This is a genomic window from Pseudomonas soli (assembly GCF_900110655.1).
Taxonomy (GTDB): domain Bacteria; phylum Pseudomonadota; class Gammaproteobacteria; order Pseudomonadales; family Pseudomonadaceae; genus Aquipseudomonas; species Aquipseudomonas soli.
On record NZ_FOEQ01000014.1, the window covers coordinates 1 to 12,895 of the forward strand.

The 12,895-nt window shown below is 64.6% G+C and carries 15 protein-coding genes and 2 pseudogenes; 3 read left to right on the plus strand and 14 right to left on the minus strand.

Annotated features, from left to right (window positions below; translation table 11 throughout):
• Window positions 1–263 precede the first annotated feature (263 nt).
• The 13 genes and pseudogenes from BMY03_RS27065 to ubiE form a co-directional block, all read right to left on the minus strand.
• Window positions 264–1,157, minus strand: coding sequence for a methyl-accepting chemotaxis protein (locus BMY03_RS27065; RefSeq protein ID WP_376752418.1), 894 nt, complete (start codon window positions 1,155–1,157; stop codon window positions 264–266).
• A gap of 9 nt (window positions 1,158–1,166) precedes the next feature.
• A pseudogene (locus tag BMY03_RS27070) lies at window positions 1,167–2,258 on the minus strand (methyl-accepting chemotaxis protein); the annotation flags it as partial.
• Between the two features lie 104 nt (window positions 2,259–2,362).
• A complete protein-coding gene (locus BMY03_RS27075) occupies window positions 2,363–3,235 on the minus strand; it encodes a methyl-accepting chemotaxis protein (protein ID WP_413697911.1) in 873 nt (290 codons plus the stop codon).
• A pseudogene (locus BMY03_RS27080) lies at window positions 3,218–4,279 on the minus strand (methyl-accepting chemotaxis protein); the annotation flags it as partial. The pseudogene BMY03_RS27080 and the gene BMY03_RS27075, both read right to left, overlap by 18 nt.
• 99 nt (window positions 4,280–4,378) lie before the next feature.
• Window positions 4,379–5,086 (minus strand): 16S rRNA (uracil(1498)-N(3))-methyltransferase, encoded by a 708-nt coding sequence (locus BMY03_RS22775; RefSeq protein ID WP_094012334.1) that lies wholly within the window; start codon window positions 5,084–5,086, stop codon window positions 4,379–4,381.
• A complete protein-coding gene (gene tatC / locus BMY03_RS22780; RefSeq protein ID WP_094012335.1) occupies window positions 5,083–5,874 on the minus strand; it encodes a twin-arginine translocase subunit TatC in 792 nt (263 codons plus the stop codon). The genes BMY03_RS22775 and tatC overlap by 4 nt, the downstream gene beginning before the upstream one ends.
• On the minus strand, window positions 5,871–6,239 hold the full coding sequence (gene tatB, locus BMY03_RS22785; RefSeq protein ID WP_023632587.1) for a Sec-independent protein translocase protein TatB: 369 nt from the start codon (window positions 6,237–6,239) through the stop codon (window positions 5,871–5,873). Before tatB ends, tatC begins: the two co-directional genes overlap by 4 nt.
• 3 nt (window positions 6,240–6,242) lie before the next feature.
• Window positions 6,243–6,515, minus strand: a complete 273-nt coding sequence (locus BMY03_RS22790) for a twin-arginine translocase TatA/TatE family subunit (protein ID WP_038706932.1) — start codon at window positions 6,513–6,515, stop codon at window positions 6,243–6,245.
• Between the two features lie 77 nt (window positions 6,516–6,592).
• Entirely contained in the window at window positions 6,593–6,928 is a 336-nt protein-coding gene (locus BMY03_RS22795) for a phosphoribosyl-ATP diphosphatase (RefSeq protein WP_023632586.1), read from the minus strand.
• Window position 6,929: 1 nt separating this feature from the next.
• Window positions 6,930–7,322, minus strand: a complete 393-nt coding sequence (gene hisI, locus BMY03_RS22800) for a phosphoribosyl-AMP cyclohydrolase (protein WP_023632585.1) — start codon at window positions 7,320–7,322, stop codon at window positions 6,930–6,932.
• 73 nt (window positions 7,323–7,395) lie between these two features.
• Window positions 7,396–9,009 carry a ubiquinone biosynthesis regulatory protein kinase UbiB gene (ubiB, locus tag BMY03_RS22805; RefSeq protein ID WP_094012336.1) on the minus strand — a complete coding sequence of 538 codons (1,614 nt, stop codon included), beginning with the start codon at window positions 9,007–9,009 and terminating at the stop codon, window positions 7,396–7,398.
• Window positions 9,006–9,629, minus strand: coding sequence for a ubiquinone biosynthesis accessory factor UbiJ (locus tag BMY03_RS22810; protein ID WP_038706930.1), 624 nt, complete (start codon window positions 9,627–9,629; stop codon window positions 9,006–9,008). Before BMY03_RS22810 ends, ubiB begins: the two co-directional genes overlap by 4 nt.
• Window positions 9,629–10,399 carry a bifunctional demethylmenaquinone methyltransferase/2-methoxy-6-polyprenyl-1,4-benzoquinol methylase UbiE gene (ubiE, locus tag BMY03_RS22815; protein ID WP_023632556.1) on the minus strand — a complete coding sequence of 257 codons (771 nt, stop codon included), beginning with the start codon at window positions 10,397–10,399 and terminating at the stop codon, window positions 9,629–9,631. The genes BMY03_RS22810 and ubiE overlap by 1 nt, the downstream gene beginning before the upstream one ends.
• A gap of 125 nt (window positions 10,400–10,524) precedes the next feature.
• Here ubiE and BMY03_RS22820 point away from each other — a divergent pair, with 125 nt between their 5' ends.
• From BMY03_RS22820 to BMY03_RS22830, 3 genes are all read left to right on the plus strand, one after another.
• A complete protein-coding gene (locus BMY03_RS22820; protein ID WP_023632555.1) occupies window positions 10,525–10,800 on the plus strand; it encodes a polyhydroxyalkanoic acid system family protein in 276 nt (91 codons plus the stop codon).
• Window positions 10,801–10,999: 199 nt separating this feature from the next.
• The gene (locus tag BMY03_RS22825) at window positions 11,000–11,422 is read left to right on the plus strand and encodes a phasin family protein (protein ID WP_023632554.1); all 423 of its coding nucleotides are present in this window, start codon (window positions 11,000–11,002) and stop codon (window positions 11,420–11,422) included.
• Between the two features lie 10 nt (window positions 11,423–11,432).
• Window positions 11,433–12,200, plus strand: coding sequence for a phasin family protein (locus BMY03_RS22830; RefSeq protein ID WP_094012337.1), 768 nt, complete (start codon window positions 11,433–11,435; stop codon window positions 12,198–12,200).
• Between the two features lie 80 nt (window positions 12,201–12,280).
• Here BMY03_RS22830 and BMY03_RS22835 read toward each other — a convergent pair whose 3' ends face one another.
• Window positions 12,281–12,895 (minus strand): TetR/AcrR family transcriptional regulator, encoded by a 615-nt coding sequence (locus tag BMY03_RS22835; RefSeq protein WP_023632837.1) that lies wholly within the window; start codon window positions 12,893–12,895, stop codon window positions 12,281–12,283.

The window sequence follows — 12,895 nt, forward strand, 5'->3', positions numbered from 1 at the left end:
CCCTCACTCCGGCCTTGCTCCCGGGAGGACCGCGCTGAACGCCCCATCCTGGGGCGCAGCGCTTGACGGGCATCCATGCCCGTCACCTCCCTCCGCAAGACCTCCGTTCGGCCTCCTGAAGTCGCGAAGTTACGGGCGGCGCCTGGGCTGACGCAGCTGTCGCTAGTGGGCTGGGGGGAACCTTCTGATCGCCAAAGCCAAAGCCAAAGCCAAAGCCAAAGCCAAAGCCCGGGGCTGGCGATTTGAACGCACGGCCGGAAGGCCTAAAGGCTGAACCGCCCCACCATGCCCCGCAACTGCTGCCCCAAGTGCTCCAGTTCCCCGCTCGAAGCCGCCGTCTGCTCACTGGCCGCACTGGTCTGATCCGATACATCGCGCACATTGATCACGCTGCGGTTGATCTGCTCGGCAACCACGCTCTGTTGCTCGCTGGCCGTGGCGATCTGTTGGTTCATGCCCTGGATGCTCGATACCGTTTCGGTGATCTGCCCCAGCGCGGCACCCGCCTTGCGGCTGAGCTCGACACTCTGCCCGGTCAGGCTCTTGCTGTCGTCGAGCAAGCCGGTGACCTCGTCGGTACCTCGATGCAGGCTGTCGATCAGCAGCTCGATTTCCTCGGTTGACTGCTGCGTGCGTTGGGCCAGGCCGCGCACTTCGTCCGCCACCACAGCGAAGCCACGCCCTGCTTCCCCCGCCCGGGCCGCCTCGATGGCTGCGTTCAGCGCCAGGAGGTTGGTCTGTTCGGACACCGACTTGATCACATCTAGAATCGATCCGATGCGCTGGCTTTCGCCGGCCAGGTGGCCCATGGCGGTGAGACAGTGGTCCATCTGGCTTGCCAGTTGTTCGATGCGGGCGATGGCTTCGGCCACCACCTGGTCGCCCAGCTGTGCCTGATGATCGGCGGTGGTTGCCGCCAGCGAGGCCTGTTCGGCGTTCTGCGCGACTTCCTGCACCGTGGCGCTCATCTGGTTCATGGCCGTGGCCACCTGATCGGTCTCTTCGCGCTGTTGGCTGATGCGCTCGCGCGTATCCACACTGGCGCAGGCCAGCTCTGCCGCTGCCTTGGATAGCTGGCCAACGCCCTGATCGATGCCGCCGAGCAGTTCGCGAAGGCTCAAGGTCATCTCGCGCATGCTGGTTTGCAACTGGCCCATCTCGTCACGGCGGTGCACCGTCTGTACCTGGCTGAGATCGCCTCGGGCGATTCGCGCAGCCTGGGACAGCACTTGGCGTAGCGGTTGGGTGATCTGGCGGGTGATGAGCCAAGCTGAAAGTACCCCGACCAGCAGAGCCAGCACGGCCACGCTGGTCAGCAGCGAGCGCGCGGCCAGCGCCTCTTCGTCGCGTTGTTCGATCTTGCGTTCGCTAAGCTCGCCGCTGACCGTTTGCAGCTCATCGCCGATTTTTTCCATGCCATCCTGCAATTGCTCGACCTTGAGCGCGGCACCGCGATACTCCCGCAGGTTGTCGCGATAGCGGTCCAGCTCCACCTGCGGGCGTTGCGTCAGGGCACGCGGCAGGTCCAGTGGTGTGGTAGCCCGCAGCAACTGCCCCAGGCTGGTATTCGCCGCTTCCAGCGCGGCATCGCCCATCGTGGCGAAGCTGTCCCGGGGGGAGAATGCATAGGCCGGTACCAGGCTTTGCTGGCTGGCACTTTCAATATGACGTCCCAAGGTATCCATTAACCCCACCAGGCTGCCCTGTTGGCCATCCCCTGGCATTTTCAGCAGCGCCTGGGTCTGCAGTTCGTCGATCACGGTTTCGAGCACGCCGGCTTGCTTCTGCATTGCTACGCGCAAACTGTCACGACTGTCCACGCTGCTCTGCAGGGTGACGAAGTCATCCTGCAGGCGTTGCAGCAGTTGCAGCTTCTGCGCCAGCATCTGTTGCGACTGGTCGATGCTCGCGCGTTGCTGAAGGTTGCTCAGGCGGTTGTGCAACTGTTCGAGGATGCGCGAGATCCGCGTCTTGCTGGTGTCGTCGGCAAGCACCCGGTAAGTGATGCGCTCGGCCCGCAGGTCGCGGGTCAAGTCGTTGAGTTGGCCGATGTCGCTGAGCTGCTCCGAGCGCTCGATGGCGCCGTCAAGGGCGCGCCAGCCGCTGAGTGTGGTGGCCAGGGTGAGCAGCAACACCACGGTGAAGCCCAGGGCGAGCTTGAGCCCGACGCCAAGGTTGCCGAGCTGACGGTCAAGGTATCCGAACATGGCAGGTCTCCGTCCAATTGAGAAATGGCCATAGCGGGTTTTAGCCGCCATGGCCCTTGCTCATCGGCCGGGAGTCCGTCGGACTGGACCTGTAAATAGGGTAGGAAAAGTCCTTACGGGCTGAAGGGTAATGCCTACAGCCCGAAAGCCGCAGTCTAGAGCTTGAAACGTCCTACCAGACCCTGCAGGTGAGTCCCCAGGCGCGCCAGCTCGACGCTGGAGCTTGCCGTCTCCTCGCTGGCCGCGGAGGTCTGGTCGGAGATATCGCGCACGTTCATCACGCTGCGGTTGATCTCTTCGGCTACGGCGCTCTGTTGCTCGGCGGCAGTGGCGATCTGCTGGTTCATCGACTGGATCGACGACACAGTGCGGGTGATGGTGCCCAGCGAATCGCCGGCGCGGCGCGTCAGTTCCACGCTGCTGTCGGTGAGGGCACGGCTGCTGTCCATGACACCGGCCACGCGCTCGGTACCGTTCTGCAGGCTGGCAATCAGCTCTTCGATCTCTTCGGTGGACTGCTGGGTGCGCTGGGCTAGGCTGCGTACTTCGTCGGCGACCACGGCGAAGCCACGGCCCGCCTCGCCGGCACGGGCCGCCTCGATGGCGGCGTTGAGGGCCAGCAGGTTGGTCTGTTGGGCCACCGACTTGATCACATCGAGCACACTGCCGATCTTGTCGCTCTCGGCCTTTAGCTGGTTCATCGCTTCGCTGGAGTTGACCACTTCGCTGGCCAGACGCTCGATCTGGCTGATCGCCTCGCCCACCACCTTGTCACCTTCGCGGGCCTGCTGGTCGGCCATCAGTGCCGCTTCCGAGGCCTGTTCGGCGTTGCGCGCCACTTCCTGGACGGTGGCGGCCATCTCGTTCATGGCGGTGGCGACCTGGTCTGTCTCGACCTTCTGGTTGTTGACCCCGGCGCTGGTCTGCTCGGTGACCGCTGACAGTTCCTCGGCGGCGCTGGCAATCTGGGTCACGCCGTCGCCGATGCCACCGATCAGTTCGCGCAGGCCCTGGGTCATGCGTTGCATGCTGGCCTGCAACTGGCCCAGTTCGTCGCGTCGATCGCTCTTGAGATCCTGGCGCAGGTCGCCTCCGGCCACGCGTTCGGCGGCGGCGAGGGTCTGGCGCAGGGGCACGATGATCTGCCGGGTAATGGCGAACGCGGCGAGCACGCCCAGCAGCAAGGCCAGCGCCGTGGCACCGGCCAGTAGGGTCTTGGCCTGTTGGGTGCCCTGGTCGCGTACGGCGGTTTGCGAAACGGTCATTGCCTGGCTGGTGTCCAGCAGCACCTGACCCTGTGCGGACATGCGCGTCAACGCTTGCTCGCTGGCGGCCTGGGCATTGCCGAACTGCTTCACCGCGTCGCGGTAGGCGGCCAGCGCGCTGGCGGCGTCGTCCAGGCTGGCGGCGAACTCGGCGGGGAGCCTGGCGGGCAGGGCCTTGAGCACGGTCAGGGCCTGGTCGATGGCAGTGAGCGCTGTCTGCTGGAATTCGGCCTTGCCGCTATAGGTGTAGCCACGCACCTGGAAACGCGCCTGCTGCAGCAGCGCCGCGACTTGCACAGCCTCCTGGTACTGCTGGATATCGCCGCCCTGCAGCAGGCGCTGCTGGACCTTGCCGATCAGTTCGGCAGCCTTGTCGGCGCTGTCGCCCAGGGTGCCCCGGCTGGCCTCGCGACGCTGGCCGGCCTGCCTGAGCTCGGCGAAGGCTTGCTGGTACTGGCGCACGGCGCCTTGTTGCTGGTCCAGGCGCTGGCGGTCGGCGGGCAGTTCGATCTGCCCGAGCATGAACTGCACCTGGCGCTCGAGGTTGGCCAGGGCCTTCTCCAGCTCGGCCACGGAGGCGTCATCACGGTTGCGCTCATAGGCCAAGCGGGCGAGGCGCAGGTCCTGGGTGTACTGGTGGATTACCGAGATATTGCCGAGCTTGTCACCACGGCTGGTGACGCTGTCGATGCCCAGCCAACCGGTGAAGGTGATGCCGAGGGTGAGCAGTAGCACCAGGCCGAAGCCGATCCCCAACTTGCGATTGACGCTTACATTTCCCAGTGACTGGGCAAACCAACGGTACATAGACGACTCCCCGGCGCGTGGCAGTGCGGATTATTGTTTTGTTGCATAGGGCATCGGCGCACTGCGGGGAAACTTGATGAGAAAAAGCTGACTGTTTCGTCAGAAAATTCGCGAAAGCAAGGCCGTCACGGCCGTCTCCACGCGTAGGATCCTATCCCCCAATTGCACGGGCTCAAGGCCAGCCTTTCCTAGCAGCTCGACTTCATAGGGAATCCAGCCGCCCTCCGGGCCGATCGCCAGGGTTACCGGGCCTTCAACGGCCCGTGGGCAAGCGGGGTAGGGGCCAGGATGCCCGACCAGGCCGAGGGTGTCTGCGGCAATGGCGGGCAGGCGGTCTTCGACGAAGGGCTTGAAGCGCTTCTCGATGATCACCTCCGGCAGCACCGTGTCACGGGCTTGCTCCAGACCGAGAATGAGGTTTTCGCGGATGGTCTCGGGCTGGAGGAACGGCGTCTGCCAGAAGCTCTTCTCGACCTTGTAGCTGTTGACCAGGATCAGCCGCGGCACGCCCAGGGTGGCGACCGTCTGGAACAGCCGGCGCAGCATCTTCGGGCGCGGCACGGCCAGCACCAGGGTAAGCGGCAGCTTGGCCGGTGGCTGCTGGTCGAAGGCTACCTGCAGTTCGGCTTCGTGATGCTCGAGGCGCACGACCTCGGCCTTGCCCATCAAGCCGTTTACGCGGCCCACGCGCAGGCTGTCGCCCACCGCCACGCGGTGGATCTCCTGCATGTGGATGAAGCGGCGATCAGCCAGGACAACACGGTCGGCCGACACAAAGTCGGCCTCTTCGAGGAGCAACAGATTCACGGTTGGGTCGCAGGCGGCTGGTCGTTGTGGTCGTTGTTCGCTTCGTCCGGCTCATGGCTGCGCTTGCGGATCAGGCTGCCGCACAGCACGCCGACCTCGAACAGCATCCACATCGGCACGGCCAGGAGGGTCTGGGAGAAGATGTCCGGTGGGGTGAGGATCATGCCGACCACGAAGCAGCCGATGATCACGTACGGGCGGATCTTCTTCAGGTACTGCACGTCGACCACGCCGATCCACACCAGCAACACCACCGCCACGGGGATCTCGAAGGCGACCCCGAAGGCGAAGAACAGGGTCATGACGAAATCGAGGTAGCTGGAAATGTCGGTCATCATCGACACGCCTTCGGGCGTGGCGCTGGCGAAGAAGCCGAAGATCAGCGGGAACACCAGGAAATAGGCGAAGGCCATGCCGGCGTAGAACAGGAAGATGCTCGACACCAGCAGCGGGATGGCGATGCGCTTTTCATGGCGGTACAGGCCGGGGGCAATGAAACCCCAGATCTGTTGGAGGATGAACGGGATCGCCAGGAACAGCGAGACGATCATGGTCAACTTGAACGGCGTCAGGAACGGCGAAGCCACGTCGGTGGCGATCATTGTCGCGTTGGCTGGCAAGTGCTCGCGCAGCGGCGCCGAGACCAGGGTGTAGATCTGCTGGGCGAAGGAGAACAGCCCGGCGAAGATCAGGAAGATGGCGGCGACGCAGCGCAGCAGGCGGGTGCGCAGCTCGGTCAGGTGCGAGACCAGCGGCATCGGCTGGTCGGTTTCCGGATTCTCGCTCATGGGGCTCGCGGCGGTTGTGGCGGTTCGGAGGGTGTTGCTGCGGCCGGCTGCGCGGGCGCTGCGTCGGCGGCAGGCGTGGCGGGCGTTTCAGCGTTTGCCGGCGGCTGTGTGGGCGGCGTCAGCGGATTGAGGATGCGCTTGGCCTCCTGCTCCATCTGCAGGATGTGCTCGTTGTGCAGCTGGCGGCGGATGTCGTCCGCGCCGATCTCGCGCTCGACTTCCATCTTGATCGCGTTGAAGCTGCGCTTGAGACGGCCAATCCATAGCCCGGCAGTGCGTGCGGCCCCCGGCAGGCGCTCGGGGCCGAGCACCAGCAGGGCGACCAGGCCGACGAGCAGCAGCTCGCTGAAACTGATACCGAACATGGGTCAGTCTTTCCGCTGCGGCTCTTGAACCGGCTGGGCCTGGCCTTCGATGGTGTGGCCCTGGGCCTGCTGCGCGGTGTTCTGCACCGGCGCAGCAGGTTGCGCCGGCGGCGGGGTCTGCTCGGCCGGCTTGACTTCTTCTTCGTTCATGGCCTTGCGGAAGCCCTTGATCGATTCGCCCAGGTCGCTGCCGAAGTTTTTCAGTTTCTTGGTGCCGAACACCAGCACCACGACGACTAGCAGGACGATCCAGTGTTTCCAGTCAAAAATACCCATTTCGTACTCCTGAAAAATGTATGTCAGCCGGAGCCGGCGCTATCGCGGGGCAAGCCCGTTCCTGTAAATACGCGCGGTCAGGCCTGTGGCTGACGGGCGGCCTTCTCGTCATGGCCGGAAAGGCCGAAGCGGCGCTCCAGTTCGTCGAGCACTGCTTGCGGATGCTGGCCCAGCGCGCTGAGCATGACCAGGCTATGAAACCACAGGTCCGCGGTCTCGTAGATGACATCGCTGTAATCCTTGCTGACGGCGGCATCCTTGGCAGCGATGATGGTCTCGATGGACTCTTCGCCGAGCTTCTCGAGGATCTTGTTCAAACCCTTGTGATGCAGGCTGGCCACGTAGCTGCTGTCGGGCGCCGCGTGCTTGCGTTCTTCCAGGACCTCGGCGAGGCGGTCTAGCGTGTCGCTCATGTCAATGTCCTGCGCTATAGATGGCGTCCGGATCCTTGAGGACCGGATCGACAATTTTCCACTGGCCGTCTTCGAACACGCGATAGAAGCAGCTTTCGCGGCCGGTATGGCAGGCGATATGGCCCAGTTGCTCGACCATCAGGATGATCACGTCGGCGTCGCAGTCCAGGCGCATTTCGTGCAGCTTCTGCACATGGCCCGACTCTTCGCCCTTGCGCCACAGCTTGCCCCGCGAGCGCGACCAGTAGATGGCGCGATGCTCGGCAGCGGTCAGGGCGAGGGATTCACGGTTCATCCAGGCCATCATCAGCACGCGCCCGGTCTTGTGGTCCTGGGCGATCGCCGGTACCAGGCCATCGCTGTTCCACTTGATCTCGTCCAGCCAGTCTTTCATCGTCGACTCCAAACCGGGCCCGCTCCCGTACCGGGCCCCTGTACGCTAGTGTGCCAGCCGGCGGCGCGGCTGGCTATCGGCGCACGATCAGGTACAGGCCCGCTGCCAGCATCAACCACGCGGGCCAGGCGGCCGGGGCGCTGAGGCTGACCGCGCCGGCCGCCAGGGTGGCACCACCGCCGAGCAGGCCGGCACCGAGCAGGCGCAGCGCCCAGTTGTCGCCGGCGCGGCGTCGCTCGGGCAGTTGCGGGTCGTGCAGGTGCGGTTGCGACAGGCGCTCGAGCAGGTCGCGGGTCATGTCGGCCAGGTGCGGCAGTTGCTCGGCCTGGCTGTAGAGGTTGCCGATTACCGCCTTGGGGCTCATGCGCTCGCGCATCCAGCGTTCGAGGAAGGGCTTGGCGGTGCTCCACAGATCCAGGTCGGGGTAGAGCTGGCGACCCAGGCCTTCGATATTGAGCAGGGTCTTCTGCAGCAGCACCAGTTGTGGCTGGACTTCCATGTTGAAGCGCCGGGCCGTCTGGAACAGGCGCATCAGCACCTGGCCGAAGGAGATATCCTTGAGCGGTTTTTCGAAGATCGGCTCGCACACCGTGCGGATCGCCGCTTCGAATTCGTTGACCTTGGTCTGCGCCGGTACCCAGCCCGAATCGATGTGCAGCTGGGCCACGCGGCGGTAGTCGCGCTTGAAGAAGGCGATCAGGTTGCGGGCCAGGTAGTCCTGGTCCTCGGCGGTGAGGCTGCCGACGATACCGCAGTCGATGGCGATGTATTGCGGGCTCCACGGCTTGACCGTGCTGACGAAGATGTTGCCCGGGTGCATGTCGGCATGGAAGAAGCTGTCGCGGAACACCTGGGTGAAGAACACCTCGACGCCGCGTTCGGCCAGCATCTTCATGTCGGTGCGCTGGTCGGCCAGCGTCGCCATGTCGGTGACCGGCACGCCGTAGATGCGCTCCATCACCAGCACCTTGGGCCGGCAGAAGTCCCAGTAGACCTGGGGCACGTACATCAGCTCGGAGCCTTCGAAGTTGCGCCGCAGCTGGCTGGCGTTGGCGGCCTCGCGCAGCAGGTCGAGCTCGTCGTAGATGGTCTTTTCGTAGTCGCCGACGATTTCCACCGGGTGCAGGCGACGGGCATCGGCCGAGGCGCGCTCGGCGGCCTTGGCGATCAGGAACAGCCAGGCCAGGTCCTGGGCGATGACCGGTTTCAGGCCCGGGCGCACCACCTTGACCACCACTTCCTCGCCGCTCTTCAGGCGGGCGGCGTGTACCTGGGCCACCGAAGCCGAGGCCAGCGGCTCGACGTCGAAACGGCTGAACACCTCGCCCACCTTGGCGCCGAGCTGTGCTTCGATCAGCGCCACGGCGTGCTGCGGGTCGAACGGTGGCACGCGGTCCTGCAGCAGCATCAGCTCGTCGGCGATGTCGGTGGGCAGCAGGTCGCGGCGGGTGGAGAGCAACTGGCCGAACTTGATGAAGATCGGCCCCAGGTCCTGCAGCGCCAGGCGCAGGCGTGCGCCGCGGCTCAGCTCCAGGGGCTTGCGCGGCAGCCAGCGCCAGGGCGTCAGCAGGCGCAGGCTGGCCAGCCACCAGGGCAGCAGGGGTTGTTCGAACAGCAGGTCATCGAGGCGGTAGCGGATCACGACGCGCTGGATGCGCAACAGACGGCGGACGGCGAGCAGCTTCATGCGTTATCGCTGGTATCAAGAGTGTGGGCGAGGCGGCGCAGGCGTGCCTCGAGGCGTTCGATATCGACCTTCAGCGCATCGAGCTCGCTGAATGCCGCTTCGGCTTCGCGTTTGCCGACCAGGGTACGCGATTCCTCCGCCAGGTACTCGGAGAGATTCTCGCCGAAGCGGGCCAGGCCCTGGCGGGTCCAGCGCGCACGCAAGCGCAGGTGGCCGGCGATCAGTGCGGTGGGGACCGGCCCCAGCCAACGCTGCAGTTCGTGTTCCCAGTCCAGTTCCAGGTCCTGCAGGATGCCGAACAGGTCGAGCAGCACGGCGCTGTCGCCATGCAGCTCGACCTGGGGGCTGTGCAGCACCGCGGTCTTGTCTTTGGCCAATGCCAGCTGCGCCAGGCGCCCGGCGGGGGCGCGCAGGGTGCAGTCGACCTCGCTTTCCCAGTGGGCGGCGAGCATCAGGCCTTCCTCGTCGGGCAGCACGAACAGCTTCAGGGCCGGCTGCACGCAGTCGATCTCGATCACCTTGCCTTCCAGCGCCGCCAGGCGCGGGAGGGCGGTGCTGTCCAGGCGCAGGACACGGTTGAGCCCGTGCTCGACGCTGGCGAGCAGGCCGGCCAGGAGCATCAGGGCTTGATCCCCCGGTGCACGGCGACGATACCGCTGGTCATGTTGTGGTAGGTGACGCGGTCGAAGCCTGCCTCGACCATCATGCTCTTGAGCGTCTCCTGGTCGGGGTGCATGCGGATCGATTCGGCCAGGTAACGGTAGCTTTCCGAGTCGTTGGTGATGAGCTTGCCGGCCAGCGGCATGAAGGCGAACGAGTAGGCGTCGTAGGCCTTGGACATCAGCTTGTTGGTCGGCTTGGAGAATTCCAGGATCAACAGGCGGCCACCGGGCTTGAGCACGCGCAGCATGGAGCGGATGGCCGCATCCTTGTGCGTCACGTTGCGCAGGCCGAAGGCGATGGTCACGCAGTCGAAGTGGTTGTCCGGGAACGGCAGCTTTTCAGCGTCGGCCTGGACGAACTCGATATTGCCCGACACGCCGCGGTCGAGCAGGCGGTCGCGGCCGACCTTGAGCATCGATTCGTTGATGTCGGCCAGCACCACCTGCCCGGTCGGGCCGACCAGGCGCGAGAACTTGGCGGCCAGGTCGCCCGTGCCACCGGCGATGTCCAGCACGCGGTTGCCGCTGCGCACCCCGGACAGCTCGATGGTGAAGCGCTTCCACAGGCGGTGCATGCCGCCGGACAGCACGTCGTTCATCAGGTCGTACTTGGCGGCCACCGAGTGGAACACCTCGGCGACTTTCTTCGCCTTCTGGCTCTCGGGAACGTCCTGGTAGCCGAAGTGGGTGGTGGGTTCGGCGTGGTCGCCTTTGCGCTGGTCGGTCATATCGCTTCACCAGAAAAAAATTACGGCCATTCTAGGGGCTACGGGCGGATTTGTCTTGGCGGGGTGTGTCATGCAAAGGGGGCGGGCATAATGGCGATTATGTATTCATATCCAGGATCACCCGCATGACCCAGATCAGCGTCGAACGCAAACACACCCTCGGCCGTGAAGCCGCTCGCGCCAAGGCCGAGGCGCTGGTGGACAAGCTGACCCGCGAATACGACCTCAAGGCCAGCTGGAACGGTGATCGCGTCGATGTGAAACGCAGCGGTGCCAACGGCAGTGTGCATATCGGTGAGGACACCATCCGCGTCGAGCTCAAGCTGGGCATGATGCTGTCGATGATGAGCGGCACCATCAAGGGCGAGATCGAGCGGGCCCTGGACAAGGCGCTGGCCTGAGGTCACGGGTTCCTTGGTGTTTGTGGGAGCAGGCCTTGTGGAAGCAGGTATCGCGGGGCAAGCCCGCTCCCACGCAAACGCAAACGCTGCATGACTCCACCTTAGGGTGAGGATTCTAATTTTTCCGCCTACCTTCACGCTCAAGCCCTACCACCCCGGGCAGTTCCTCCCTCCCTTAAATGAGCATGAGGTGCAGAGCATGGCCAAAGTGAATCTCAAGCAGAAAGACGACGCCCAAGGCAGCACGCTGGGCGAGGTGCGCGGCTACGCCCGCAAGATCTGGCTGGCGGGCATCGGTGCCTACGCCCGTGTCGGTCAGGAAGGCTCCGACTACTTCAAGGAGTTGGTAAAAGCCGGCGAAGGCGTCGAGAAGCGCGGCAAGAAACGCCTCGACAAGGCTGTCGAAGCCGCCAATACCCAGATCGACGAAGCCACCCAGGAAGTCACCCGCGTGCCCGGCCGGGTCGAGGCGCAGCTGGACAAAATCGAACGCGCCTTCGACGCCCGTGTCGGTCGCGCCTTGAATCGCCTCGGCATTCCGTCTAAACATGACGTTGAGGCGTTGTCCATCAAGCTTGAACAGCTGCACGAGCTGCTCGAGCGCGTCGCGCACAAACCATAAGGAGAGCAGGATGGCTGGCAAGAAGAACACCGAGAAAGAAGGCAGCTCCTGGATCGGCGGAATCGAGAAGTACTCCCGCAAGATCTGGTTGGCTGGCCTGGGTATCTACTCCAAGGTCGACCAGGACGGTCCGAAGCTGTTCGATTCGCTGGTGAAGGACGGCGAGAAGGCCGAGAAGCAGGCGAAGAAAACCGCCGAAGACGTGGCTGAAAGCGCCAAGTCGTCGACCAATTCGCGAGTGTCGGGCGTGAAGGATCGTGCGCTGGGCAAGTGGAGCGAGCTGGAGGAAGCCTTCGACAAGCGCCTGAACAGCGCCATCTCGCGCCTGGGCGTGCCCAGCCGCAATGAGATCAAGGCCCTGCACCAGCAGGTCGATTCGCTGACCAAGCAGATCGAGAAACTGACCGGTGCCTCGGTCACCCCAATTTCCAAGACCAGCGCCAGCAAGACGGCCGCCAAACCGTTGGCCAAGGCAGCAGCCAAGCCAGCAGCCAAGACCGCTGCAGCAAAACCTGCGGCGAAACCTGCGGCGAAACCTGCGGCGAAAACCGCCGCCGCGAAGCCGGCTGCCAAGGCCGCGGTCAAGCCTGTTGCGGCAAGACCTGCAGCAAAACCTGCTGCGGCGAAGAAGCCGGCCGTGAAGAAAGCGACGCCAGCCAAGCCTGTCGCCGCCAAGCCGGCTGCACCGGCGCCTGCTGCCACCGCTGCCCCGGCACCGAGCGCGGCGCCGGCTGGCAACACGCCGTCGGCACCGGTGAGCACAGGCTCCCAGGCCTGACATCGCGTCGCACGGATCGCGGGGCAAGCCCGCTCTCACGAAGCCAAGCACTCGTGGGGCGAACTTGCCCCGCGAGTGCTTCAGCCTTCCAGATAACGCATTGCCAGCTGCTCCGCCGCCATCCGCGCCGGGGGCTGCAGGTGCGGCGCTACCAGCATCATCACCTGGTACACCACCACGCCGACATCGCCCTCGCGGCCAAGCACGCGCTGATAATCAAGCGAGCACATCAGGGTCAGGGTGATCTGTTCCACCAATTGCCCCAGTGCCTGGGTCTCGCTGGTCACCTGGCCTTGGCCCTTGAGACTGGCCAGCAGCGCGGCCAAGGTGCGCTTGAGGGCGTTGATCAGGCTGCGCATGCCCCGCGCCAGCTTGGGCAGGCGCCCGGTCAGGTTGGACAGGTCCTGGAACAGGAAACGGTACTGGGCCATGCGTTCGACGATCAGGTGCAGGAACAGCCAGTAGTCCTCGGCATCCAGGCGTACGTCCAGCGGCGGGTCGAGCAGTGGCATCAATTGCTCTTCGAAACGCTCGAACAGGCCGATCACCAACGGCTCCTTGCCGTGGAAGTGGTAGTAGAGGTTGCCAGGGCTGATCCCCAGTTCGTTGGCGATCTCCAGGGTCGAGACGTTCGGTTCGCCCTGGCGGTTGAACAGCTGCAAGGCACATTCGAGGATTCGGTCGCGGGTCTTCAT

Bases quoted from the DNA above. Each gene is read 5' to 3' on its own strand.
- BMY03_RS22790 (WP_038706932.1), bottom strand. From the start codon at position 6,515: ATGGGTATTTTTGACTGGAAACACTGGATCGTCCTGCTAGTCGTCGTG.
- BMY03_RS22820 (WP_023632555.1), top strand. From the start codon at position 10,525: ATGACCCAGATCAGCGTCGAACGCAAACACACCCTCGGCCGTGAAGCC.
- BMY03_RS22810 (WP_038706930.1), bottom strand. From the start codon at position 9,629: ATGCTCCTGGCCGGCCTGCTCGCCAGCGTCGAGCACGGGCTCAACCGT.
- BMY03_RS22795 (WP_023632586.1), bottom strand. From the start codon at position 6,928: ATGAGCGACACGCTAGACCGCCTCGCCGAGGTCCTGGAAGAACGCAAG.
- BMY03_RS27065 (WP_376752418.1), bottom strand. From the start codon at position 1,157: ATGGGCCAGTTGCAAACCAGCATGCGCGAGATGACCTTGAGCCTTCGC.
- BMY03_RS22825 (WP_023632554.1), top strand. From the start codon at position 11,000: ATGGCCAAAGTGAATCTCAAGCAGAAAGACGACGCCCAAGGCAGCACG.
- ubiE (WP_023632556.1), bottom strand. From the start codon at position 10,399: ATGACCGACCAGCGCAAAGGCGACCACGCCGAACCCACCACCCACTTC.
- tatC (WP_094012335.1), bottom strand. From the start codon at position 5,874: ATGAGCGAGAATCCGGAAACCGACCAGCCGATGCCGCTGGTCTCGCAC.
- tatB (WP_023632587.1), bottom strand. From the start codon at position 6,239: ATGTTCGGTATCAGTTTCAGCGAGCTGCTGCTCGTCGGCCTGGTCGCC.
- BMY03_RS27075 (WP_413697911.1), bottom strand. From the start codon at position 3,235: ATGCAACGCATGACCCAGGGCCTGCGCGAACTGATCGGTGGCATCGGC.
- BMY03_RS22830 (WP_094012337.1), top strand. From the start codon at position 11,433: ATGGCTGGCAAGAAGAACACCGAGAAAGAAGGCAGCTCCTGGATCGGC.
- ubiB (WP_094012336.1), bottom strand. From the start codon at position 9,009: ATGAAGCTGCTCGCCGTCCGCCGTCTGTTGCGCATCCAGCGCGTCGTG.
- BMY03_RS22835 (WP_023632837.1), bottom strand. From the start codon at position 12,895: ATGAAGACCCGCGACCGAATCCTCGAATGTGCCTTGCAGCTGTTCAAC.
- hisI (WP_023632585.1), bottom strand. From the start codon at position 7,322: ATGAAAGACTGGCTGGACGAGATCAAGTGGAACAGCGATGGCCTGGTA.